Origin of the sequence: Amycolatopsis sp. cmx-4-83 (assembly GCF_046548815.1) — a bacterium.
Classification (GTDB): domain Bacteria; phylum Actinomycetota; class Actinomycetes; order Mycobacteriales; family Pseudonocardiaceae; genus Amycolatopsis; species Amycolatopsis pretoriensis_A.
In genome coordinates this window covers 63,031-84,561 of record NZ_JAEBEF010000015.1, presented here as the reverse complement: position 1 = coordinate 84,561, position 21,531 = coordinate 63,031, and the positions used below count along the sequence as shown (strand labels likewise).

Sequence of the window (21,531 nt, the reverse complement as noted above, 5' to 3'; positions counted from 1 at the left end):
GGGGCGAGAGTCGCTGACACCACGTCGACCAGCGGAAGGAACACCCCATGCACGCCGCCATCCACCAGTTCCGGGGTCCACTCGGGACCGAGGAGCCGGGCCCGGACGCCCTCGGCACCTGCACGCTCACCCAGCTCGGCGGTCTCGCCGGCGCCGTCGTGACCTTCTGGCCCGACGCCGCCGCCGCGGCCGAAGGCGCATCCCGGCGGCCCGCCGGGACGACCTGGCTCGACTCCGGCGTCTACCGGGTCACCGACGCGCATTCGGCGTCCGCCGCGGCCGCCTACGCCCAGCTCACCTGGTTCGACGGGCCCCGCGGCGCCGAGCAGTCGGCCGCCGAGCTGCGCGCGGGCCGGGAGCGGATCTGGCCCGCCGTCCGCGACATCGAAGGCGTCGGGACGACCTACACCCTGCTCGGCGAAGACCGGTCGCTGGTCGTCGTGGCCCTCTCCGCGTCGATGGCGACGATCGAGACCGTCCAGGACGCGATCATGGCCACCGAACTGCTGCCCGGCGAGGACCCCGCGCTGCTGCCCGGCCCGGACCGCGTCGACGTCCACCGCGTGCTGCACGCCGCCCTGCCGGCCCCGGCGGGTGCGCGATGAGCCCGCGCACGGCCCCCGCGCTGCGCGCCGGGACGTGGACCGTCCGCACGGCGACGGCGTCGTTCGAGGTCCGCAACTTCGGGTTCAACCGCGTGCGCGGCACCATCCCGGTCCGCGCGGGTGCCGTCGAGGTGACCGGCGGCGGGGTCACCGCCGTCCGCGCGGACCTCGACCTCGGCGCGCTCGACACGAAGAACGTCCGCCGCGACGCCGACCTGCGGAAGCCGCACCTGCTCGACAGCGGTGCCCACCCGGAGCTGACGTTCACGGCCGCCGGCGTCCGGCGCGACGGCGAGGGCTGGGAAGTGACCGGCGAGCTGCGGCTGCGCGGGACGTCGTGCCCGCTGACGCTCGCCGTCGAGGCCGACGGGACGCGGGTGCGCGCGACGGGGACGCTCGACCGCGCGCCGCTCGGCGTGAAGGCACCGCGCGCGATGATCGGCCGGTACGTCGCGATCGTCGTCGAGGCGGAGCTCGAACCGCCTAGCTGAGGTCCTTGGGGAGCAGGGCGGTCGCCGGGTCGGGGGCGGCGACCGCCTTGGGCCGCTTGTCGCGGAACAGCCAGCCGCCGATGATGCCGCCGGCGAACCCGAACAGGTGGCCCTGCCAGCTGACCCGCTCGTCGGTGGGCAGCAGCGACGTGAACTGGTAGGCGAAGCACAACGCCATCACGAGCCCGATCACGATGTCGATCGGGTGCCGGTCGAACAGGCCGCGCACGATGATGTAGCCGAAGTAGCCGAACACCAGGCCGCTGGCGCCGACCGTGATCGAGTCCGACGGCGAGGTGAACCAGACGCCGAGGCCGCTCGCGACGATGATCAGCACGCTCACGCCGAGCCACTTCTTCACCCCGCGGTAGGCGGCGAGGAAGCCGAACACGAACAGCGGGCCCGAATTGCCTTCGATGTGGCCCCAGCTGGAGTGCATGAACGGCGCGCTGAAGATCTCCGGCAGCGACGCCGGGTCGCGCGCCTCGATGCCGAACTCCTGGCTCAGGTCGTAGTCGCCGAGCGAGTTGAAGATCTGCACCGCCCACAGCACGGCGAGCAGGCCCACCATCACCCACAGGGCTTTCTTGGCTTCGGCGATCATCGCCTCGGCTTCGCTGCGGGCCGGGCCCTCGCTGGTCGTGCTCATGGTTCCCCCTGCTCGGTTTGCGCCGAGGATAACCGGCGCGGGACCCCGGGAGCGGCGTTTCGGACCCAGCCGTGACCTGGCAGGGTGAAGAGCATGACGTCACACCGGCCGGAGGTGGTCTTCCGGGGCCGCCGCATGCCCGGCGACCGCGCGCTGGTCATGGCCATCGTGAACCGCACGCCCGACTCGTTCTACGACAAGGGCGCGACCTTCGCCGAGGACGCGGCGCGCGAAGCCGTGGACCGCGCGGTCGCGGCCGGTGCCGACATCGTGGACATCGGCGGCGTCAAGGCGGGCGAGGGCCCCGAGATCGACGTCGACGAAGAGAGCAGGCGCGTGGTCCCGTTCGTCGCCGAGGTGCGCGAGCGCCACCCGGGGCTGGTGATCAGCGTCGACACGTGGCGGCACGAGGTCGGCCGCCAGGTCTGCGAGGCCGGCGCCGACCTGCTCAACGACACCTGGGCCGGCGCCGACCCGAAACTGGTCGAGATCGCCGCCGAGTTCGGCGCGGGCTACGTCTGCTCCCACGTCGGCGGCATGCCGCTGCGGACCGACCCGTACCCCGCGCCGACCCCGGACCGCCCGTTCTGGCCGCGTTACGACGACGTCGTCGCGGACGTCGTCGCCGAGCTGACGACGGCGGCCGAGCGGACGGTCGCCGCGGGCGTCCCGCGCGGCGGGGTGCTCGTCGACCCGACGTTCGACTTCGGCAAGAGCACCCGCCACGGCCTTTCGCTGCTCCGCCACTTCGACCGCCTGGTGGCGACCGGCTGGCCGGTGCTGGTGGCGCTGTCGAACAAGGACCTGATCGGGGAGACCCTCGACGTGGAGGCCCGCGACCGCCTGGCGGGCACCCTGGCGGCGACGGCGATCGCGGCCCACGCGGGGGCGGCGGTGTTCCGCGCCCACAACGTCCGCGAGACGCGGGAAGCCGTGGCGGCGGTCGCGGGCTTGTCTACTGTGGACTGATTTGCTCGGTGCCGAGCCGCCAGAGGGACGTGATCTCCGCGGCCCGGGCCCGGTGCAGGGGGTCCGCCGGGTCGAGCGCGCGCGGGTGCCGGGCCGGCGTCCCCGTCCGTGCCACCACATGCAGGCCCGCCGCCTCGATCCAGCCGAGCAGCTCCTCGCGCGTTCGCAGGCCCAGGTGCTCGGCCAGGTCGGACAGCACCAGCCACGCCTCGCCGTCCGGGGTCAGGTGGCGGCGGGCGCGGTCGAGGAAGCCGCGCAGCATGCGGTGGCCCGGGTCGTAGACCGCGTGGTCGAGCGGGGTGCGGGGGCGGCCCGGCAGCCACGGCGGGTTCGCCACGACCAGCGGGGCGCGGCCGGGCGGGAACAGGTCCGTCCGGACGACTTCCGCGCGGGCGCCGAAGCCCAGGCGGGTCAGGTTCTCCCGGGCGCAGGCGACCGCGAGCGCCGAGGTGTCCGTGGCCACCACCCGCTCGACGCCGCGGTGGGCGAGGACGGCGGCCAGCACCCCGGTGCCGGTGCCGATGTCGAACGCCAGCTCCGTGCCCGGCAACGGCGCTTCCGCCACCAGGTCGACGTACTCCGGGCGCAGGGGCGCGAAAACGCCGTGGTGCGGGTGGATCCGCGCGTCCAGCGCCGGGACGGCGATGCCCGTCCGGCGCCATTCGGCGGCACCCAGGACCCCGAGCAGCTCCCGCAACGGCACCGCCGCGGGGACGTCGAGGGGCCCGTAGACGGCGGTGCACGCCGCGCGGACGTCCGGGGCGCGGCGCAGCGGCACGACGTGGCCCGGCTCGAGGGGGACGTGGAGCAGGGAAAGCAGCTTCGCCCGGTGGGCGCGGCCGGCGCGGTAGCGGGCGAAGTCGTCCGGCGGGGGCGCCGGGAGCCTGCGCCGCACGGCGTCGAGCAGCTGCCGCGCGGCCGGGTAGGTGCCGCGCCAGAGCAGCGCGGTGCCGGCGGCCATCGCGTGCAGGGCCGCGTCGGCGGACAGGCCGTCGCCGGCGGGGACCGCCGGGCGCGAGGGTGGGGAGAACAACCGGCGATCGGGTTCGCCGGGCATGACGAGATGAGCCATCGAAAGGGGTTCCGTTCATTGCCGCGGGCACGTCTAGCAGCCCGCGAAGCGGGCGGGCGGGCGCGAAGTCCGGGGCGGGACTAGCTCAGGACGGCGGCATGAACGGGGTTCGTCACCCCTCGACCCTAGCCGCCATGGCGTACAAAGGACGCAGAGGTGATGCCGGATGACGCCCTCGGTGGTGCGGTGGGAAAAGCGGCGCCGGTGGGCCGTCGTCGCCGCCGTGGCCGCCGTCCTGGTCTCGGTGCCCTCGGTCGTCTCCGCGCTCTCGCCGGCCGGGGCCGCGGTGGACCCGGCCCGGCTGCGCACACTGGTGCTCGATTCCGCCGGGCGGCCGTACCAGGGGTACGCCGAAAGCGCGGGCTCGCTGGCCCTGCCGGAGCTGCCGAACCTCGCCGCCGTCACCACGCTCTTCTCGATGCGGACGCCGATGCGCGTCTGGTACGCCGGGCCCGACCGCTACCGCGTCGACATCCTCGGTACCGCCGGCGAGCACGACCTCTACCGGCTGCCCGACGGCGAATACACCTGGGACTACGGCGACAACACCCTGACCGAGCTGATCGGCGAACCCGCCGTCCGGCTCCCGCGGGCCGGGGACCTGCTGCCGCCCGAGCTGGCGCGGCGGATCCTGCGCGCCGCGCCGGGCGACCCGGTGAGCGCGCTGCCGGGCCGCAACGTCGCCGGCGTCGCCGCGTCCGGGCTGCGGCTCGTCCCCGCCGACCCCGACACGACGATCGGCCAGGTCGACCTCTGGGCGGACCCGGCGACCGGGCTGCCGGTGCGGGTCGAGGTGACCGCGCGCGGGCAGCGGGCCCCGATCCTCGTCACCGAGTTCCACGAGCTGGCGCAGACGACGCCGGTCGTCGAGGCGCCGCGGCCGGTGCTCGGGTCCGGGTTCACCGTGGCGAGCGCCCCGGACGTCTCGGACACGCTCGGCGCCTTCAACCAGGTGCCGCTGCCCCCGGCGCTCGCCGGGCGGCCGGTGACGTCGTCGGACTTCGGGGGTGTCCAGGGCGCCGCGCTCTACGGCAAGGGGCTCGCGTCCTTCGCGGTGATCGCCGTGCCGCGCGCGGTGGCGAACGCGGCGGGCGACGCCGCCGGGAAGGCGGGCGGGGTGCAGGTCAAGCTGGCCGGCGGGACCGTGGTGCAGCTGTCGATCACGCCGTTGTCGCTGGCGATCGTCCGCTCGGCCGTCTCCCGCCGCTCCTACCTGCTGGCCGGGACGGTGACGGCCGACGTGCTGAAGTCCGTCGCGGACGAGCTGTCCCGGCTGCGGCGGGGCGGCCGATGATCGTCACGCACGCGCTCACCAAGGCCTACGGGCGCACGGTCGCCGTGAACGCGGTCGACCTCGACGTCCGCGAGGGCGACCGCTACGGCTTCCTCGGCCCGAACGGCTCGGGCAAGACCACCCTGGTCCGGATGCTGCTCGGCCTGGTCTACGCGACCAGCGGCGAGATCGAAGTGCTCGGCAAGCCGGTGCCGAAGCGGGTCGCCGAGGTGCTGCCCGAGGTCGGCGCGCTCGTCGAAGGCCCGGCCGCGTACCCGCACCTGTCCGGGCGCCGGAACCTGGCCCTGCTCGACGCGGCCGGGCGCGGCGGCGGGCGGCGCACGCGGCGGCGTCGCATCGACGAAGCACTCGAGCGGGTCGGGCTCGGCGGGGTCGACCAGCGGCCGGTCAAGGCGTACTCGCTGGGCATGCGGCAGCGGCTCGGACTGGCCGGCGCGCTGCTGCGCAAGCCGCGGCTGCTGATCCTGGACGAGCCGACGAACGGCCTCGATCCCCAGGGCATCAAGGAGATCCGCGAGCTGCTGACCGAGCTGAACGCGGGCGGCACCACGGTGTTCCTCTCCAGTCACCTGCTGGCCGAGGTGGAGCAGCTGTGCACGCGCGTCGGCGTCGTCGACCGCGGCCGGCTGGTGCTGGAGGAGGACCTGGTCGCGCTGCGGGCCGAGACCGGCCGGGTGCTGGTCGGGACGCCGGATCCCGCCGCGGCGGCCGCGGTCCTCGACGGGCAGCTCGAAGCCCGCGACGGCGACCGGCTGGTCATCCGGCACGCCGACCCGGCGGCGCTGAACGCGCTGCTCGTCGAAGCGGGGGTGCGCGTGACGTCGATCCACGCCGAGCAGCGGACCCTGGAACAGGTGGTCCTCGAGGTGACGGGTCCGGGCTCGGACCGGTTCGGGGCGGCCGGGTGATCGGCGTCGAACTGCGGAAGCTCGCGCTGCGCCCGCGCGTGTGGGTCAGCGTGCTGCTGCTGTGCCTGCTGCCCGCCGTCGTCGGCGTCTTCCTGGCCACGGCCGACTTCGCGCCGCCGCCCGGGCAGGGCGGGGCGTTCCTGTCGGCGGTGGTCAGCGACGGCGCGCTGTTCCCGGCCGCGGCGCTCGCGCTGGTGCTGCCGCTGTTCCTGCCGATCGCGGTCGCGGTGGTCGCGGGCGACTCGATCGCGGGCGAGGCGGCCGGCGGCACGCTGCGCTACCTGCTGGCGCGCCCGGCCGGCCGGACCCGGTTGCTGAGCGCGAAGATGATCGCGATCGCGGTCTACGTGACCGCGGCGATCGTCATCGTCGTGCTGACGTCGCTGGTGCTCGGCGTGATCCTGTTCGGCACCGGCGGCAACCCCGGCGTCGCCGGCCCGGGCGGGCAGCCGGCCGGCGTGACGTCATTGTCGGGGCAGTCGCTCAGCTCGTCCGGGCTCGGCCTGCGGCTGCTCGGCGCGGTGACCTACATCGTCGTGTCGATGCTCGGGTTCGCCGCGATCACGATGTTCCTGTCCACGGTGAGCGACTCGGCGCTGGGAGCCGCGCTGTGCGGGCTGGCCGTGCTGATCACCAGCTCGGTGCTGGAGACCCTGGACGCGGCCGCGTCGGTGAAGCCCTACCTGCCGACGCACTACTGGCTGTCCTGGATCGACTTCTTCCGCGATCCGGTGCTGTGGCGCAACATCGACCACGGGATGCTGCTGCAGGCCGGCTACATCGTGGTGTTCTTCGGGGCGGCGTGGGCGAACTTCGCGACGAAGGACGTCACGAGCTGAGGCAGTCCGTGGGCGCTTCGAGCGGCGTGGTGCCGAGGGCCTGCAGGACGATTTCGGTGACGGCGGGGTCGGTGGGCAGGTCGCCGTGCGTGGCGCCGTTGCCCGGGCAGACCTGCTGGAGGGCGACGTTGACGGCGCCGTCGACCCGGGCGGACTCCGGCGGGGTGACCGTCTCGTCCTGCTCGGTCCAGAGCGAAAGCCACGGCAGGGTCGCCGGGATCGGCTCCTTCGCGAGCTCCTGCAGCAGGGCGCTGCCCGGCGCCAGCTGGACGCACGCCGTGGGGCAGCCGCCGGGGACGAGCGCGCCGCCCGCCGCGGCGAGACCGGTGCCGTGCATCGGCGCGCCGAGCGTGACGACCCGGCGGGCCTGGTGGTCGCCGCCTTCGCGGCTGACCCACAGCCGGGCCACGACCCCGCCCGCGGAGTACCCGACGACGTCGACCGAAGGCGCTCCCTGCGCGTACGCCCGTTCGACGGCTTCGGCCAGGACGCCGGCTTGCTCGGCCAGGTCACCGGTGCCGTCGCCGGCCAGGGTGAGCACCTCGGTGCTGCGGCCGGTCGTCTGCCGGATCCGCGCGGCGAGCTCGTCCAGCGCGCCCTGGCCGCCGCCGTAGCCGGGGACGAGCAGCACCGGGCCGGGCTTGGCCTGGTCGGGGGTGCCGGCCTCCGGCGCGGTCCTGGTGCCGGAGGTGGCGATGGCGGTCGCGGCGACGACGGCCACCACGACGACGGCGACGCTGCTGAGCATCAGACGTCGCCGCGGACTGATGCCGCGCCACCAAGCCGTGATCCGCACGACTCCATGATGCCTGGCTCAGCCCGCGCCGTAGCAGACGTAACTCGTGGCGGCGGGGGAGTCGGGCAGTTCCGACTGGGCGCGGGCGAGGGCCGCGGCGGGGGGCAGGCCGGCCGCGAGGTGGCGGTGGTGGCGGACCATCAGCGCGCGGCCGGCGTCGTCGGGGATCGGGAGGACCGTCGCCACCAGGCTCGTCGTGCCCAGCGCCAGCAGCGCCGAGGCCAGGCCCAGCAGCTCGTCGCCCGCGTGGATCGCCGAACGGCCCGAGTCGCAGCCCGAGAGCACGACGTGGCGGGGCGGACGGGCCAGCCGTTCCAGGTCGTACACCGTGAGCGGCCCGTCGGCCAGGCGCAGCGACGAGAACAGCGGGTTGTCGGTGCGGAACCGGCCGTGCGCCGCGATGTGGCCGAGCGCGGCGCCGTCGAGCGCGGCGAGCACCGGCTCGGCCCGCGCCGTGCGGCCGGTGAACCGCCGGGCCCCCGGGTAGCGGCGGGCCAGCGCGGCCACCTCGGCCGCGGCGTGCGGCAGCCCGGGACCCGCCACGACGACGTGGTCGCCGCCCTCGGCCCGCGGTGCGGTCGCCGCGCGGTGCCACAGCGCCGCCGACGGCGCGAGTGACACCGCACGGCCGCGGCAACCTGGCAGCACCGGCCACGGCAGCTCGTGCAGCCGCCCGGTCGGCACGATGACCAGCGGGCCGTCGCCGAGCGGGAGCGGGGCGAGCAGCAGCTCGTCGAGCCGGCGGGCGGTCCGCTCGACGAGGTCGCCGGGCGAGCCGAGGCCGAACGCGGCCCGCCGCACCGCGAACCGCAGCTCGTCCAGGCGTTCCGCGGCTTCGGCCGCCGGGCCCAGCGCGTACCGCCGCAGCCGGCCGCCGGTGACGGCGAGCGCGCTCAGCCGCCCGTCCAGCTCCACGTACTCCACGAGCGTCGCCGGGCCGAGCGCTTCGGCGAGCTCCGCGCGGGACGGGACCCGGATGTCCGAAGTGGACACTCCGGCGGCGTGCCGGGCGCGGTCGCGCACCGCCTTCTCCAGCTCGGCTTGGCGGCGCAGCAGGGTCCGCGGGTCGCCGGTCCCGGTGGCGAGGTCGACGGCGAGCTGGCGCAGCGCCGCGAGGTCGGCGGCCAGGCCCTCGTCGTCCGGCGGCCGGGCGGGCCGCAGCCGCAACGCACCGGCGTGCCGCCACTCCGCCCAGCGCAGCACGGCTTCCGGGTGGCCCGCTTCGGCGGCGAGCCGCAACCCGAGCCCGGTCAGCTCGCTCGCGTGCCCGGACGCGTGGGCGCGCAGCTCGCTCGCGCCGAGCCCGGCGCGGAACCGGTCGACCACCCGGACCCCGGCGCGCAACGCGGCGTCCGCGCCCCGGCGGTCGCCGTGCACCAGCCGCAGCAACGCCGTCGCGTGCCAAGCTCGGGCGCGCATCTCGGCCGGCCCGCCGCGCCCGGCGCGGCCGACGAAGGACAGCTCGGTCCGCGCGATCTCCACGCGGCCCAGCTCCAGCGCGAGCGCCGCGACGATCAGCCGCGCGTCCAAGGCGGGCACCACCCAGCCCGCGTCGGTCAGCGCCGCCGCCGTCCGCTGCCCCGACCGGAGCATCGCCGCGGTCCGCAGGCCGCCGTCGCGGCGGGCGCGCAGCGCGAGGTAACCGCCGAGCGCGGCCCAGCCGGGCCGGTCCTGCCGCACCGCGGACCGCCGCGCCAGCGAAGCTTCGCGCAACGCCGTCCCGGGATCGCCGTCGAGCAACGCGACTTTCGCCAGCAGCAGCCGCGCCTGCACGAGGTCGACGGCGTTGCGCCGGCGTCCGTAGTCGGCGACGGCGGCCGTCGCCGCTTCGCGCGCTTCGGCGATCAGGCGCACCGAGAGCAGGGCTTCGGCGCGTTCGATGGGCAGCAGCCCGGGATCGGTGCCCGCTTCGCGGTAGCGGGCGGCGGCTTCGTCGTAGGCGGTCAGCGCGGCGGGGACGTCGCCGCGCACGGTGGCGGCCAGCCCGCGGTTCTGCCACACCATCGCCGTCCGTCCGATGTGGCCGGTCGCGGCGAACCCGCGTTCGGCGTGGCGCAGGTCGTCTTCGGCACCCCGCCAGTCGCCGAGGCGCGCCAGCACGATGCTGCGGTTGGTGCGGATCGTCGCCTCGATCAGGTCGTCGCCACCGGCGGCCCGGAGCGTCTCGAGCGCGTCCGCGAACCCGGCGGCGGCGTCGCCGAACCGGCTGATTTCGGTGAGCACGACGGCCCGTTGCATGCGCAGCCGCGCGGACGCCTGCCCGGTCAGTTCCGGCATCGCGCGGTCGAGTTCGCGCAGGGCTTCGGCGGTGCGGCCGGTGAGCGTGAGGACGTAGCCGAGCACGCCGCGCGTCTGCGCGGCCCGCTCCCGCAGCCCGGCCCCGTCGGCCAGCCGGAGCGCGGCGCGCAACCGCGTCTCGGCGTCGGCCAGCCGGCCCACGGACACCCCGGCGAGCCCGAGCGCGTGCTCGGCCACCGCGGCGGCCTCGGCCCGCCCGTCCGCCTCGGCGAGCGCGGCTTCGGCGAGCACCCGCGCCTTGGTGGGCGCGGTGAAGGCGAGATCCGCGGCGGCGACGGCCTTGCCGAGCGCGTCGCTCATGACGGCTTGTGCCGGCCCCCGCCGGTGTGTATCAGATCGAAGGGCTCGCGGATCGAGTTGCCGACCCGTTCACCCATGATCGAGGGGGACACATGCCGCGATACCGCCATCGAGCAGGCGAGCTGCTGGTCCATGCGGACGATTGTGCCGCGATCCGAGCCGAACTGGCAGGGTTCGGTTATCACCCGGCCGGGGCACCGGGGGCCGTGCGCCGGTTCGCGGGCACCCGGCCGGTACCGGAAGTGCTGGCCGCGCTGGGAAACCGCGGAGCGAGCCCGAACCACTTGTTCGGCCTGGACCGCATCATCTGGGGCGAACTGCGGCCGAAACCCACGAACCACACGCTGGACCCGGTCCTCGCGCCGGACGTTCCCCCGCTGGCCGGGGTGATCGACACCGGCGTCGTGCTGCACGAGGGCCGTCCGCACCCCTACCTCGGCAACCGGGTGGTGTTCGACCCGGAGGACACCGTCCGGGTGGTGCGCGGCGAAGACGAGAACCCGGTCGGTTCGGCCGCGCACGGGACGTTCGTCGCCGGAGTGCTGCTGAAGCAGGTGCCGCCCGAGGTCCGCGTCCGGATGAAGGGCGTGATCGACGAACAGAGCGGTGAGCTCGAAGACCTCGCGGTCGCCAACGCCATCGACGAGCTGCGGGAGGAGGGCATCACCCTGATCAACCTCTCCTTCTCCGGCGCGACCTGGGAGGACGAACCGCCGAAGGCGATCGAGGCCGCCCTGCGCAGGCTGCCCCCGGATTCGGTCGTCGTCGCGTCCGCCGGGAACCGCGCGAGCCGGCACCTGGTCTACCCGGCCGGGACCAAGTTCGAGGCCAAGGTGCCCGGCAGCGTCGATCGCAGCCACGTCCAGGTGATCGCGGTCGGCTCGGCCGACGCGTCGCAGGACTCGAACAAGCCGCTCGTCGCGGACTTCAGCAACTACGGGCCCTGGGTGTCCGCCTACGCCGACGGGGTCGACGTGCTCGGCCCGTACTTCCGGCCGGGTTACCCGACGCGGCCGGCCGGGTACAACGGTTTCGCGGTCTGGAGCGGCACCTCGTTCTCGGCCGCGATCGTCACGGGCCAGATCGCGGCGGTCATGGCCAAGGGTGGCTCCGCGTTCGAGGCCGCCCACGCGGTGCTCCACCCGGAAAGCGCGGAGGAGCCGGTCGTGGTCCGCGTGCAGGACCTCAACGGGGAGGCGCCCGTCCCGTACGTGGCGGGTGTGCGGGAGCCGGGCGCTTAGAGGCTCGCCCAGCCGGTGGTGACCGTCGTGCCGTCCGCGGCGGTCACCGACACCCGGGTCGCGCCGCGGGGGAGACCCGCCGCCGTGAACCAGCCCTCCGGGCCGATCGGCCGGGTGTGCGTTTCGCCGGCCACCTCGATCACCGCGTCGCCCGTCGCGCCGGTGATCAGGCCGCGCAGCGACACCCGGCCGCTTCCGTACTCCACCTGCAGTTCGACCGTCACCCGGGCCGATTCGAACGACAGCAGCCGGACGTCTTCGCCGTCCGCGCGGACCGCGCCGGCTTCCACCAGGTCCGAATCGAAGGCCAGCTCCGCCAGCTCGGCGTCGAGGTCGCGGGTGGATAGCGCCGCCCGCGCCTGGCGCAGCACGAGGTCGGGGACGGGATCGGCCTGGGTCGCGGCCGCTCGCAGGACCTCCATGAGTTCGTCGTCGGTCATGTCCGGTCCGCCGTTCCGAGCCCGGCCGCGTCCGCCCGTTCGCGCAGCTTGCCGAGGCACCGCTGCCGCGTCGGGCCGATGCTGCCGACCGGCATTTCGAGGGCGGCCGCCACTTCCGCGTACGACGGCGGTGGCGTGGCCATGAGCACGCGCAGCAGCCGTCGGCACTGCTCGGACAACGTGGCCAGCGCGCGCCAGAGCGTGGCGTCGCGCTCGGCCAGCAGCACGGCCGCGTCGACCGCCTCGCCGGGCGCGGGTTCGTTCTGCCAGACGTGGTCGTCGGCCGGGCGTTCGCGCTCGCCGCGGCGGAGCTGGCGCAGGCACTCGTGCCGGGTGGTGGTGCCCAGCCAGCCGGGCAGCCGCTCGGGATCCTTGATGCGGCCGAGGTTTTCGACCAGTTTCAGCCACACGGTCTGGACGACGTCGGCCGCGTCGGCGTCGGAAAGCCGGTGCGCGCGGGCGATCGACCAGAGCAGGCTCGAGTACCGCGCGACGAGCGCGTCCCAAGCCGCCTGATCACCGCGCGCGGCCGCTGAGAGCAGGGTCGTGGTGTCCACTTCGCCTCCCCTTGACCCGCTCAGCCTAGCCAAGAGCGGCCCTTCGGACCGGTACGCCATCGGGGGACTCCTTCGCGTCTTTCCCCCCCCCGTTCCTCCGATCCGGTGGGAGCGCGGGAAATACCTGAACCCGCGCGCGCCGGGCGCCGTGTGCGCGGTGGGAGTGGTGGAGACGGATCGGGGTGAGCCGATCGTGCGGGTGATGGTGTGCGTGCTGCTCGTGTGGGGACTGACGGCGTGCGGGCCGCCGGTGGACGGCCGGGCGGTGCCGGTTCCGGCGGGGGCTGGTGTTCCGGGGTGTGCGTTGCTCGGGGACACGCCGGTGGTGCCGGAAGCCGGGTTGCGGTTCGCCTACGGGCTCGGTGTGAAGCGTTCGATGTAGTCGATGAGGTTCACGAGAGTGGCGGCGGTTTCGGCGTAGGCGATGGCTTCACCCATTTCGACCTGAGCGTTGCCGTGGGCGACTTCGTTGCGCAGCTTCCGCATGCGCCGGATGCTGTCGACGGCATCCTCCGGCAGGTACGGGATCAGCTGGTTGATCTGACGTTGCGCAGTGGTGGGCTTGCGGTCGCGGGCGGCGCCGAACACCTTTTCGTACAGAAGGCCGATCGCCGATTCGATCGTGATCCACGATTGCATCACCAGTCCGGTGGGCTGTGAACCGACGACCGCCACGGAGGATATCCGGGTGAAGATCAGACCTTCTCGGAAACGCGCTGGGTGATCGGCGACGGCTGAGCCCGGCGCTGGGCGGTCACCACGGCGGCGAGCACGATCGCCGCGCCCAGGAGCTGCCACGGGGTCAGGCGCTGGCCGAGGACCAGCCAGCCGAGCAGGGTGGCGACGACCGGGCTCAGCAGGCCGAGGAACGTCACGTGCGTGGCCGTCAGCGCGCGGATTCCGCGGAACCACAAGGCGTACGCGAACGCGGCGCCGATCAGCGAGAGGTAGGCGTAGCCCGCGAGGTTCGCGCCGGACAGCGATGCCGGTGGCGAGCCTTCGACGGCCAGTGCGACCGGCACGAGGACCAGCCCGCCCGCGACGAGCTGCCAGCCGGTCGTTGCCAGCAAGGGCGCCGGGGACGTCCAACGCTTGCTGAGGACGACGCCGGTGGCCATCACGATCGCGCCGCCGGCCGCGGCGGCTACCCCGAGTGCGTCGAGGCGGGCGTCGGACTGCAGCACCAGGAGGCTGACGCCGACGACCCCGGCGATGCCGGCGAGCACGGTCCGCGGGGTCAGGCGTTCGCCGAGCAGGCCGGTCGACAGGCCGGCGACGATCAGCGGCTGCAGTGCGCCGAGCGTGGCGGCGACCCCGCCGGGCAGCCGGTAGGCGGCGATGAACAGCAGCGCGAGGAAGGCCCCGATGTTGAGCGTGCCGAGCACGAGCGAGCGCCACCACCAGTCGCCCTTCGGCAGCCGGCGGGTGAGCGCGACGAGCAGCAGTCCGGCGGGCAGCGCCCGGACGACCGCGGCGAGCAGCGGGCGGTCGGGTGGCAGGAACTCGGTCGTGACGAGGTAGGTGGAGCCCCAGATCGCCGGAGCCAGCGCGGTGGTGAGGAGCAGTTTGTTTAACACTAAGGTAGATTACCTCAGCGCTAAGCTAAATGGCTATTGCTCACTTACCGCTAAGGCATCGGTTACGCTGGGGCGATGGCCGACCACGTGGACCGCGTCCTGGAGCAGTGGCACGCCGAGCGCCCCGACCTCGACGTCTCCCCGATGGGCGTGATCGGCCGGCTCTCCCGGCTGAACGCGCTGGTCGACGCGGAGCTGCGGCGCACGTTCGCCCGCCACGGGATCGACCGCGCGACGTTCGACGTCCTCGCGACCCTGCGCCGCAGCGGCCCGCCGTACCGGCTGACGCCGACGGAGCTGATGCGTTCGGCGATGGTGACGTCCGGCGCGATCACCCAGCGCCTCGACAAGATGGAGGCGCGCGGCCTGGTCGAGCGCACGCCGAACGAGACCGACGGCCGCGGAGTCCGCGTCGCGCTGACGGACGCGGGCGGCGAGCTGATCGACCGGGCGCTGCCGGAGCACGTGGAGACCGAGCACCGGATCCTGGGCGCGCTGGGTGCCGATCAGCGGGAGGAGCTGGCCGGCACGTTGCGAACCCTGCTGGAGAGCCTGGGCGGCGCCGGGTCCTAACGGGCCGGCGCGGGTGCGAGCGCCCCAACGGGGTTGTTTCATCGTGGTTTGGTCTGGTCAGGCCGGGTTGACCAGCTGGGGTAACGGTCAGGCACATGCCACCCGGGCAGCGTCGCGGACGCTCTGCTCGTGCCGGGTCGGCGCCGGCAGAGCCCGCAGCAACGTGGTGGCATGCCCCGGTGCCATCCGGAGTTTGTCCAGGACCCGCCAGGCTTTGAGAGCGGCGAAGCCGCCCTCCACCGCGCACCGCATCGCGGCGAACGCCTGCTGCTGGGCCTTCGTCAGCGGCCGGCGGGCTTCGGCTTTATAGGGGTTGAGCACGATCTGCTCACAGGCTCCAGCACAGATACCGCAACGATGAAACAACCCCGATGTGGCGTTCGGTGCATCCAACGCACCGAACGCCACATCGGGTGCGTCGAGCGCACCCAACGCCACATTGGGGCGGGCGGAGCGGAGCGGGTCAGGAGATCTGGCGGACCGGTTCCCGGTCCAGCAGGTAGTCCAGGTCGATCCGCCCGCCCGCCGCCGCCAGGATCGCGTCGATCGCCAGGTCCACGTCCAGTTTGCGGCCGTGCTGATCCGCGTACGCGCGCATCAGGTTGCCGATGTGGCGTTCCGGGTTGCGCCACGACGGCCAGCGCAACGACGCCTGCCGCGCCAGTCTCGTGAAGTCCGTCTGGCGCTCCGTCACCTCCAGCAGCCACTCCAGGTACACGCGCATCGCGTGGAACGCCGTGTGGCCCGGGTTGGCCACCGGGCCGTGGCCCGGGACCAGGGTGCGGGGGCGGAACGTGTCCTGGAGCCAGTCGAGCGCGTCGAGCCAGCCCGGGATCGAGCCGTGGACCGCCACCGGGGTGTCGCCGATGACCACCAGGTCGCCGGTGAACAGCGTGCCCGAGCGGGGCTCGTGGACCACCAGGTCGCCCGCCGTGTGCGCGACGCCCGGGACCGCGACCACGTCCGCCGCCGCGTCGCCGAGGTCGACGTGGTGCCAGCCGGTGACCGGGTGGACCGACTCCGGCTCCGGGGGCTCGAGGCTGCCCCAGCCGGTGTAGGTGAAGACGTTGCCGTACGTCTGCGGCCCGGCCTTGACCAGGTCGAGCGCGCCCGGCGCGGCCAGCGCCGTCCCGCCGTCGCGCAGGGCGACGCCGAGGCCGTTGTGGTGCTCGCCGTGCGCGTGCGTGATGGCGACCGTGAGCTCGCGCTCGCCCGCGTACTTGCGCACGTCGCGGACCAGTTCCAGGGTCGCCTGCTCCGTTCCGCAGGTGTCGATCAGCACGACGCCGTCGCGGCCCTGGATCCAGCCGCTGTTCGCGACGAACCACTCGGCCGGCGTCTTCACGTACGCCACCACGCCCGGCCGGGCGTGCCGGAGCGGGACGATGTTCGATGTGACGGCCGGCATGCCTTCCCCTCCCTCATGCAGACGATGCGTTAACGACGGTGACCCGGCCAGGTTGCGCGGTTCTCCCGAATTGTTCAGGCGGGTCCCTGCCAGCGCTGGTTCGCGGTGGCCGCGCAGGTCCGGATCTGCAAGCGGGTGCCGTCGGCCGAGGAGCTGCCGGCCGCGTCGAGGCACTTGCCCGACTGCGGGTTCAGCAGGGTCCCGTCGGTCCGCGCCTGCCACGTCTGCGCGCCGGTGGCGTTGCAGTCCCACAGCTGCACGAGGGTGCCGTCGGCCGTCCCGCTGTTCGAAACGTCGAGGCACTTGCCGAACGTGCGGAGCGTGCCGTTCTGCTTCGTCCAGCGCTGGGCCGCCGTGGAGTTGCACGTCCACAGCTGGACCGCCGTGCCGTTACCGGTGTTCGACGCGCTGACGTCGACGCACTTGCCGCCGAGGCCGGTGATCTTCCCGGCGGGGTAGGGGCTGCCGCTCGCGATCAGGTACGCGCTGTTCGCGACGTTCCAGTGCGTCGCCAGGTACGTGCCGGCCGCCGGGTTGGTGTTGAAGTAGTCGTCGCCGAGGCAGTCGAGCTGGTTCTCCGGTGCGCCGGGGCAGACCTTCACCAGGCCGCCCGGCGGGTTCGGCAGGCCGCCGTCGTCGTAGCACATGATGTCTTCGTCGTCCCAGCAGTGACCGTAGGCGCTCGAGTGCGGCGCGCTGCCCTGGACGGCGCCGAGGGTGTGCAGGAGCTCGTGCCCGGTCGACTGCCAGGACCAGCAGCCGGTGCCGACCGTCGCGTAGTGCGGGCCCGCGTTGTACGGGTTGCCCGGGCCGGGGCTGTCGTTGCCGCCGTTGCCGAAGGCCAGGCCGCAGCCGTCCTTGTCGTACCAGACGACGTACTTGCGGTCCGCGCGGTTGTAGCCCTGGGCCTTGAGGGCGTTGGTGATCGTGTCGACGGTCGCCATGTCGCCCTGGGCGATCACGACGTTCCCGACGGCCGCCCGGCAGCTCGCGTCGGTCACGTACCGGACGTGCCGGACGCCGCCGCCGAGCCGGGACGCGGCCTCGGCGAAGGCGTCGTCGATCTGGCTCGCGAAGGTCTGGAACTGGCCGGCGAACTGGGCGTACCGGTCGGCCTGGCCGTTCCCGCGGACGTAGAGGGCCTGCACGCGCTTGCCGCTGACGCCGTCGCCGTCGCAGACGGCCGAGCGCGGCGCCGCGACCGAAGCCGATGGCGTGCGGAGGTGACCGGGCAGCTGCTCGGTGCCGTCGGTCGCGGCGGCCGAGGGCAGCGCGGTGGCGAACAGGAGCGCGGTGCTGAGCGCGGCGAGGCGCAGGGTTCTCGCGGTCACGGGGGTTCCGCCTTTCCCGGTGCGGCAGGGGACGAGGAAGTGCGGTCTAGACCAATGGGAATGATAAGAGGAGCTCGGTGGGGTGTCACTGACAAGAACGGACAGCTCCGGGTGAACCACTCACCCGCGCCTATTTCGATCGGCCGACCGGTCGAATAATTTTCGCGTTTTCGCTCTTGACAGTCGATCACGGACGTCCATACTGGTATATACCTTTATGGGAGGGTCCGGGTAACGCACGGGGAGGCTTCGCGCTCGTGGGCCGACGGAAGGTCTGAGGGGTCCTTCCGTCGGCCGCGCGAAGGCCGGTCACCGGCAGTTGACACAGATACTGGTACGAACCAGTATGTCTCCTGCCGTCCGGGAGGAGAAACATGGCGGGGGCACACGTCCGGATCGACAACCGGCTGATCCACGGGCAGGTCACCGTCGCGTGGACCCGCCGCCTGGGCGTGCGCCGCCTGCTCGTCTGCAACGACGACGTCGCCGCCGACGACCTGCAGCAGGTGCTGCTCCCGCAAGCCGCGCGCGGCCTGCCCACCGCTGTGCTGTCGGTGGCCGCGGCGCTCACCGTGCCGCTCGACGGGGATGTCATGATCATCGCGAAGGACCCCGAAGACGCCTTCCGCCTCGTCGAAGGCGGACTGCGGCCCGGGGTCGTCAACGTCGGCAACGTCGCGCCCCGGCCGGGCACCGCGTACACCATGGTCACCCGCTCGATCGCGGTCACCGCGGACGAGGCGGGCGGCTACCGCCGGCTCGCCGCCGGGGTCCCGCTGGTCACGCAGCTGATGCCGCAGGACAAGCCGGCCGAATTCGTCCCGCTGCTCGACCGGAAAGGGCTCTAGCCCCGCATGCTCGTCGCGTTGGCCCTGACCATCTGGGCGATCTACTGCACCTACGACGGGCTCGGCCCGTTCCTGATCTACGCGCAGCGCCCGCTGATCGCCGGCTCGGTGGCCGGGCTGATCACCGGGAACCCGCTGCTCGGCCTGATGATCGGCGCCACGCTCGAGCTCGCCGCGCTCGGCGTCTACACCTACGGCGGCGCGACCATCCCGGACTACCAGACCGGCGCGATCGTCGGCACCGCGCTGGCCGCGGGCGCCGCCGGCGGGACGTCCGCCCAGGTCGCCGTCGGGATCGGCGTCGGGCTGCCGGCCGCGATCCTGCTCTCGGCGCTCGACCCGGTCGGCAAGATGGTCACCACCGCGCTGGTGCACCGGGCCGACGGGTACGCCGCCGAAGGCAACGCCCGCGGCCTGGCGACGATCCACTGGGTCAGCCTGGTCCCGTGGGTCGCGGTGCGCGCGATCCCGACGTTCCTCGCCGCGCTCGCCGCGTCCGGTGGCCTGGTCAAGGACATCACCGCGAGCATCCCGGCCGGGTTCGTGCAGGGCATGACGCTCGCCGGGTCGCTGCTGCCGGCGGTCGGCTTCGCGCTGCTGCTCGGCATGATGGAGCTGTCGCGGTACTGGTACCTGCTGCTGATCGGCTTCGTCGGGTTCGCCTACCTGAAGCTGCCGGTGCTGGGGATCGCGCTCGTCGGCGTCGCGGTCGCGATGCTGTTCGTGACGCTCAAGCGCGACGAGCCGGCCATCGCCGTGCCCGAGCCCGCCGAAGAGGCCGAGGTGGACCCGCGGCTGACCAAACAGGACCTGCGGCGGGTGTTCCGCCGCTACTTCTGGTCGAGCCAGATCTCCTGGAACTACGAGCGGATGCAGGCGCTCGGGTTCGCGTACGCGATGGAACCGGTGCTGCGCCGCCTTTATCCGGAGAAGGCCGACTACGTCGCCGGCCTGCAGCGGCACCTGCAATTCTTCAACACCTCCGTGCTCATCGGCGGCCCGCTGATCCTCGGCTCCAGCGTCGCGCTGGAAGAAGCCGGGACGCCGAAGTCGGCGGCGAGCACCAAGGTCGCGCTGATGGGGCCGCTGGCCGGCATCGGCGACACCGTCGTCTTCGCGCTGTACAACAGCATCGTCTTCACCATGGGCGCGTCGTGGGCGCTGCAGGGCAACTGGCTCGGCCCCGCGTTCGCCGCCGTGATGGTGCTCGTGCCGTACGCGCTGGTGCGGCGCTGGCAGTTCGGGTTCGCCTACCGCGAGGGGAAGCGGCTGGCCGGGCACCTCGCCGCGGGCGCGCTCGCGCGCGTCGCGCAGGGGGCGACCGTGCTCGGGTTCGTCGTGCTCGGCGGGTTCATCCCGTCGATCGTCAAGGTCGTCACCACGCTGACCTACCGGCAGACCACCACGGTCCAGGGGCAGCCGGTGACCCAGTCGGTGGCGATCCAGGACCGGCTCGACGAGCTGCTGCCGTTCCTGCTGCCGGTGCTGGTGACGGCCGGGGTGTACCTGGTGACGGCCAAAATGCGGCTGCGGCCGGTCTGGGTCATCGGCATCGTCGTCGTCGCCGGGGTCGCACTGGGGTGGCTCGGCTGGTTCGCGCCGTCGGCCCCGGCGAAGAGTTAGGGGGAATGCCATGTCCGTCCCGATCATCCTGGCCGGCCACGGGCGGCTGCCGTCCGGCGTCGGCGAGGCCGCCGAAATGATCCTCGGCCCGCAGGCGCGGCTGAAGGTCTGCGAGCTGAGCCCGCGCGACAGCCCGGAGGAGTTCGGCGCCCGGGTGCTCGCGCTGGCCGGCGCCGCCGAAGGCGCGCTCGTGCTGGCCGACCTGCACGGCGGCTCGCCGTTCAACGCCGTCCGCGCGCTCGCCGCCGGGCACCCGCGCATCCAGCTGGTGTCCGGGCTGAACCTGCCGATGCTGCTGGAGGTCCTGCTGCACACGACCGACGACGTCACCGAGCTCGCCGGGGTGGCCCGCGCCGCCGGCCGCGACGGCGTCGTCGACGTCCTGGAATCGACCTGGTGACCGCCGCACTCCTGCTCGCCGCGCAAGACGTCCGGATCACCCCGGGGCCCGGGCACCCGCTCGGCGGCTACCTGGCCCGGCACGGCGTCGCGACCGGCACGCACGACGAGCTCGAAGCGTCGCTGATCTGGCTGTCCACCGAGGACGACCCGGGCGTGGTGTGGGTGGCGCTGGACGCGCTCGCGGTCGACGCCGGCCTCACCCGCACCCTGGCCGACGCGGTCGGCGCGGCGGTCGGCATCGCGCCGGAGCGGGTGCTCGTCTGCGCGTCGCACACGCATTCCGGGCCCGAGGGCTGGACCGGCCCGCTGCACCCCGGCCTGCCGGGCGAGCGCGATCCCGGGCTGGTCGGCCGGATGGCGGAGAAGGTCACCGGCGCCGCGCTGCGGCTGCACGCCTGCCGTTCGCGGGTCCGGGCGCGCTGGCACGACGGGGCGACCGAGGCCGTCGGCGGCAACCGCTACCGGCCGGACGGGCCGCACGACACGTCGTTCGGCGTGCTCGAACTGAGCCGCGACGACGGCACGCCGGCGGCGCTGCTGTTCGACTACGCCAGCCACCCGACCGTGCTCGGCCCGGACAACCTGGCCTGGTCGGCGGACTGGCCGGGCGCGACCCGAAGAGAGCTGGCCGCGCTGATCGGCCGCCCGGTGGCGGCGTTCCTGCAGGGCGCGGCGGGGGACGCGAGCTCCCGTTTCGTCCGGCGCGGCCGCGACCACGCCGAGGTCCGCACCCTCGGCGGCCACCTGGCGACGTCGATCGCCCGCACGCTGGCGGCGGCGTCGGCGATCGGCGCGAGCGGCCCGGTCCGGCTGACCCGCTCGTCGCTGCACCTGCCCTACCGCGACGTGCCGTCCATCGAGGACAGCGTCGAACTGCGCGAGTCGGCCGAGGCCGAGTGGCAGCGCGAGCTGGCCCACCACGGCGAGGACCACCCGGCGGTCCGGATCGCCCAGACCCGCTACGAGGGCTGCGCGATGCTCGCGGCGATGGCGGCGAGCGACCGGCCGACGGGGTGCGCCGAGGTCCCGGTCAGCGTGGTGTCGCTGGGGGACATCGCGTGGCTGCACACGCCGTTCGAGCTGTTCGCGTCACTGGGGCTGCGGATCCGGCGGGGGAGCCCGTTCCGGCACACGCGGGTGATCGGCTACACGGACGGATACCTGGGGTACCTGCCGGACGCCGAAGGGCACCGGAACGGGATTTACGAGTCTTACGTGACGCTGTTCGGCCCGGACGCCGCGGACGTGCTGGTGGAGCACTGCCTGAAGGTGCTGCGAGCGCACCGGCTCAGCCCCGCTTAGGCCGGCCG

Annotated in this window: 24 protein-coding genes; 12 read left to right on the top strand and 12 right to left on the bottom strand. The window is 73.8% G+C overall.

The annotated features are described in order from the left end of the window. Positions 1–47: 47 nt before the first annotated feature. A complete protein-coding gene (locus tag ACLJQM_RS38915) occupies positions 48–605 on the top strand; it encodes a hypothetical protein (protein ID WP_410635339.1) in 558 nt (185 codons plus the stop codon). Beyond that, positions 602–1,096, top strand: a complete 495-nt coding sequence (locus tag ACLJQM_RS38910) for a YceI family protein (protein WP_410635338.1) — start codon at positions 602–604, stop codon at positions 1,094–1,096. Before ACLJQM_RS38915 ends, ACLJQM_RS38910 begins: the two co-directional genes overlap by 4 nt. Here the strand turns inward: ACLJQM_RS38910 and ACLJQM_RS38905 are convergent. Further along, positions 1,089–1,745, bottom strand: a complete 657-nt coding sequence (locus ACLJQM_RS38905) for a rhomboid family intramembrane serine protease (protein WP_247014154.1) — start codon at positions 1,743–1,745, stop codon at positions 1,089–1,091. The two genes, ACLJQM_RS38910 and ACLJQM_RS38905, sit on opposite strands and share 8 nt — an antisense overlap. A gap of 93 nt (positions 1,746–1,838) precedes the next feature. On the opposite strand from ACLJQM_RS38905, the gene folP reads away from it, so the two are divergent. Beyond that, a complete protein-coding gene (folP, locus tag ACLJQM_RS38900) occupies positions 1,839–2,714 on the top strand; it encodes a dihydropteroate synthase (RefSeq protein WP_360778921.1) in 876 nt (291 codons plus the stop codon). Here folP and ACLJQM_RS38895 read toward each other — a convergent pair. Continuing rightward, positions 2,701–3,786 carry a methyltransferase gene (locus ACLJQM_RS38895; protein WP_410635337.1) on the bottom strand — a complete coding sequence of 362 codons (1,086 nt, stop codon included), beginning with the start codon at positions 3,784–3,786 and terminating at the stop codon, positions 2,701–2,703. The genes folP and ACLJQM_RS38895 overlap by 14 nt on opposite strands. 166 nt (positions 3,787–3,952) lie before the next feature. Here ACLJQM_RS38895 and ACLJQM_RS38890 point away from each other — a divergent pair, with 166 nt between their 5' ends. Genes ACLJQM_RS38890 through ACLJQM_RS38880 form a run of 3 tightly spaced genes read left to right on the top strand, consistent with a single transcriptional unit; the run spans position 3,953 to position 6,827 of the window. Further along, positions 3,953–5,080 (top strand): hypothetical protein, encoded by a 1,128-nt coding sequence (locus ACLJQM_RS38890; protein ID WP_410635336.1) that lies wholly within the window; start codon positions 3,953–3,955, stop codon positions 5,078–5,080. Then, complete coding sequence (locus ACLJQM_RS38885; RefSeq protein WP_247014147.1) at positions 5,077–5,988, top strand: ABC transporter ATP-binding protein; 912 nt, start codon at positions 5,077–5,079, stop codon at positions 5,986–5,988. Before ACLJQM_RS38890 ends, ACLJQM_RS38885 begins: the two co-directional genes overlap by 4 nt. Further along, positions 5,985–6,827, top strand: a complete 843-nt coding sequence (locus ACLJQM_RS38880) for an ABC transporter permease (protein WP_247014145.1) — start codon at positions 5,985–5,987, stop codon at positions 6,825–6,827. Before ACLJQM_RS38885 ends, ACLJQM_RS38880 begins: the two co-directional genes overlap by 4 nt. Here ACLJQM_RS38880 and ACLJQM_RS38875 read toward each other — a convergent pair. Genes ACLJQM_RS38875 through ACLJQM_RS38865 form a run of 3 tightly spaced genes read right to left on the bottom strand, consistent with a single transcriptional unit; the run spans position 6,817 to position 10,355 of the window. After that, entirely contained in the window at positions 6,817–7,623 is an 807-nt protein-coding gene (locus ACLJQM_RS38875; protein WP_360778908.1) for an esterase/lipase family protein, read from the bottom strand. The genes ACLJQM_RS38880 and ACLJQM_RS38875 overlap by 11 nt on opposite strands. Before the next feature lie 18 nt (positions 7,624–7,641). After that, positions 7,642–10,221 carry a CHAT domain-containing protein gene (locus ACLJQM_RS38870; protein WP_410635335.1) on the bottom strand — a complete coding sequence of 860 codons (2,580 nt, stop codon included), beginning with the start codon at positions 10,219–10,221 and terminating at the stop codon, positions 7,642–7,644. After that, positions 10,218–10,355 (bottom strand): hypothetical protein, encoded by a 138-nt coding sequence (locus tag ACLJQM_RS38865; RefSeq protein ID WP_410635334.1) that lies wholly within the window; start codon positions 10,353–10,355, stop codon positions 10,218–10,220. The genes ACLJQM_RS38870 and ACLJQM_RS38865 overlap by 4 nt, the downstream gene beginning before the upstream one ends. A gap of 72 nt (positions 10,356–10,427) precedes the next feature. Here ACLJQM_RS38865 and ACLJQM_RS38860 point away from each other — a divergent pair, with 72 nt between their 5' ends. Further along, positions 10,428–11,462 carry a S8 family peptidase gene (locus ACLJQM_RS38860; RefSeq protein ID WP_410635332.1) on the top strand — a complete coding sequence of 345 codons (1,035 nt, stop codon included), beginning with the start codon at positions 10,428–10,430 and terminating at the stop codon, positions 11,460–11,462. On the opposite strand, the gene ACLJQM_RS38855 is transcribed toward ACLJQM_RS38860, so the two are convergent. The 4 genes from ACLJQM_RS38855 to ACLJQM_RS38840 form a co-directional block, all read right to left on the bottom strand. Then, positions 11,459–11,902: a hypothetical protein gene (locus ACLJQM_RS38855; RefSeq protein ID WP_410635331.1), complete on the bottom strand. Its 444-nt coding sequence runs from the start codon at positions 11,900–11,902 to the stop codon at positions 11,459–11,461. The two genes, ACLJQM_RS38860 and ACLJQM_RS38855, sit on opposite strands and share 4 nt — an antisense overlap. Further along, entirely contained in the window at positions 11,899–12,459 is a 561-nt protein-coding gene (locus tag ACLJQM_RS38850) for an RNA polymerase sigma factor (protein ID WP_360778896.1), read from the bottom strand. The genes ACLJQM_RS38855 and ACLJQM_RS38850 overlap by 4 nt, the downstream gene beginning before the upstream one ends. A gap of 351 nt (positions 12,460–12,810) precedes the next feature. Next, positions 12,811–13,134, bottom strand: a complete 324-nt coding sequence (locus ACLJQM_RS38845; protein WP_410635329.1) for a hypothetical protein — start codon at positions 13,132–13,134, stop codon at positions 12,811–12,813. A gap of 20 nt (positions 13,135–13,154) precedes the next feature. Beyond that, a complete protein-coding gene (locus tag ACLJQM_RS38840) occupies positions 13,155–14,036 on the bottom strand; it encodes an EamA family transporter (RefSeq protein ID WP_410635328.1) in 882 nt (293 codons plus the stop codon). 75 nt (positions 14,037–14,111) lie between these two features. Between ACLJQM_RS38840 and ACLJQM_RS38835 the strand changes: the two genes are divergently transcribed. Beyond that, a complete protein-coding gene (locus ACLJQM_RS38835) occupies positions 14,112–14,609 on the top strand; it encodes a MarR family winged helix-turn-helix transcriptional regulator (protein WP_247014124.1) in 498 nt (165 codons plus the stop codon). An 87-nt stretch (positions 14,610–14,696) separates the two neighbouring features. On the opposite strand, the gene ACLJQM_RS38830 is transcribed toward ACLJQM_RS38835, so the two are convergent. The 3 genes from ACLJQM_RS38830 to ACLJQM_RS38820 form a co-directional block, all read right to left on the bottom strand. After that, entirely contained in the window at positions 14,697–15,041 is a 345-nt protein-coding gene (locus ACLJQM_RS38830; RefSeq protein WP_410635327.1) for a hypothetical protein, read from the bottom strand. A 31-nt stretch (positions 15,042–15,072) separates the two neighbouring features. Further along, the gene (locus tag ACLJQM_RS38825; protein WP_360778882.1) at positions 15,073–16,017 is read right to left on the bottom strand and encodes an MBL fold metallo-hydrolase; all 945 of its coding nucleotides are present in this window, start codon (positions 16,015–16,017) and stop codon (positions 15,073–15,075) included. 74 nt (positions 16,018–16,091) lie between these two features. After that, positions 16,092–17,348: a ricin-type beta-trefoil lectin domain protein gene (locus tag ACLJQM_RS38820; RefSeq protein WP_410635325.1), complete on the bottom strand. Its 1,257-nt coding sequence runs from the start codon at positions 17,346–17,348 to the stop codon at positions 16,092–16,094. 374 nt (positions 17,349–17,722) lie between these two features. Here ACLJQM_RS38820 and ACLJQM_RS38815 point away from each other — a divergent pair, with 374 nt between their 5' ends. The 4 genes from ACLJQM_RS38815 to ACLJQM_RS38800 are packed head-to-tail and all read left to right on the top strand — an operon-like array spanning position 17,723 to position 21,523. Beyond that, positions 17,723–18,196: a PTS system mannose/fructose/N-acetylgalactosamine-transporter subunit IIB gene (locus tag ACLJQM_RS38815; RefSeq protein ID WP_247014116.1), complete on the top strand. Its 474-nt coding sequence runs from the start codon at positions 17,723–17,725 to the stop codon at positions 18,194–18,196. A gap of 6 nt (positions 18,197–18,202) precedes the next feature. Next, entirely contained in the window at positions 18,203–19,819 is a 1,617-nt protein-coding gene (locus ACLJQM_RS38810; RefSeq protein ID WP_360778876.1) for a PTS system mannose/fructose/sorbose family transporter subunit IID, read from the top strand. Positions 19,820–19,829: 10 nt separating this feature from the next. Further along, entirely contained in the window at positions 19,830–20,219 is a 390-nt protein-coding gene (locus ACLJQM_RS38805) for a PTS sugar transporter subunit IIA (protein WP_360778873.1), read from the top strand. Next, complete coding sequence (locus ACLJQM_RS38800; protein WP_360778871.1) at positions 20,216–21,523, top strand: hypothetical protein; 1,308 nt, start codon at positions 20,216–20,218, stop codon at positions 21,521–21,523. The genes ACLJQM_RS38805 and ACLJQM_RS38800 overlap by 4 nt, the downstream gene beginning before the upstream one ends. Positions 21,524–21,531 lie beyond the last annotated feature (8 nt).

Excerpts from the sequence above, each read along its gene's own strand:
- ACLJQM_RS38915 (WP_410635339.1), top strand. The coding sequence starts at position 48 with ATGCACGCCGCCATCCACCAGTTCCGGGGTCCACTCGGGACCGAGGAG.
- ACLJQM_RS38910 (WP_410635338.1), top strand. The coding sequence starts at position 602 with ATGAGCCCGCGCACGGCCCCCGCGCTGCGCGCCGGGACGTGGACCGTC.
- ACLJQM_RS38905 (WP_247014154.1), bottom strand. The coding sequence starts at position 1,745 with ATGAGCACGACCAGCGAGGGCCCGGCCCGCAGCGAAGCCGAGGCGATG.
- folP (WP_360778921.1), top strand. The coding sequence starts at position 1,839 with ATGACGTCACACCGGCCGGAGGTGGTCTTCCGGGGCCGCCGCATGCCC.
- ACLJQM_RS38895 (WP_410635337.1), bottom strand. The coding sequence starts at position 3,786 with ATGGCTCATCTCGTCATGCCCGGCGAACCCGATCGCCGGTTGTTCTCC.
- ACLJQM_RS38890 (WP_410635336.1), top strand. The coding sequence starts at position 3,953 with ATGACGCCCTCGGTGGTGCGGTGGGAAAAGCGGCGCCGGTGGGCCGTC.
- ACLJQM_RS38885 (WP_247014147.1), top strand. The coding sequence starts at position 5,077 with ATGATCGTCACGCACGCGCTCACCAAGGCCTACGGGCGCACGGTCGCC.
- ACLJQM_RS38870 (WP_410635335.1), bottom strand. The coding sequence starts at position 10,221 with ATGAGCGACGCGCTCGGCAAGGCCGTCGCCGCCGCGGATCTCGCCTTC.
- ACLJQM_RS38865 (WP_410635334.1), bottom strand. The coding sequence starts at position 10,355 with ATGGACCAGCAGCTCGCCTGCTCGATGGCGGTATCGCGGCATGTGTCC.
- ACLJQM_RS38855 (WP_410635331.1), bottom strand. The coding sequence starts at position 11,902 with ATGACCGACGACGAACTCATGGAGGTCCTGCGAGCGGCCGCGACCCAG.
- ACLJQM_RS38835 (WP_247014124.1), top strand. The coding sequence starts at position 14,112 with ATGGCCGACCACGTGGACCGCGTCCTGGAGCAGTGGCACGCCGAGCGC.
- ACLJQM_RS38825 (WP_360778882.1), bottom strand. The coding sequence starts at position 16,017 with ATGCCGGCCGTCACATCGAACATCGTCCCGCTCCGGCACGCCCGGCCG.
- ACLJQM_RS38815 (WP_247014116.1), top strand. The coding sequence starts at position 17,723 with ATGGCGGGGGCACACGTCCGGATCGACAACCGGCTGATCCACGGGCAG.
- ACLJQM_RS38810 (WP_360778876.1), top strand. The coding sequence starts at position 18,203 with ATGCTCGTCGCGTTGGCCCTGACCATCTGGGCGATCTACTGCACCTAC.
- ACLJQM_RS38805 (WP_360778873.1), top strand. The coding sequence starts at position 19,830 with ATGTCCGTCCCGATCATCCTGGCCGGCCACGGGCGGCTGCCGTCCGGC.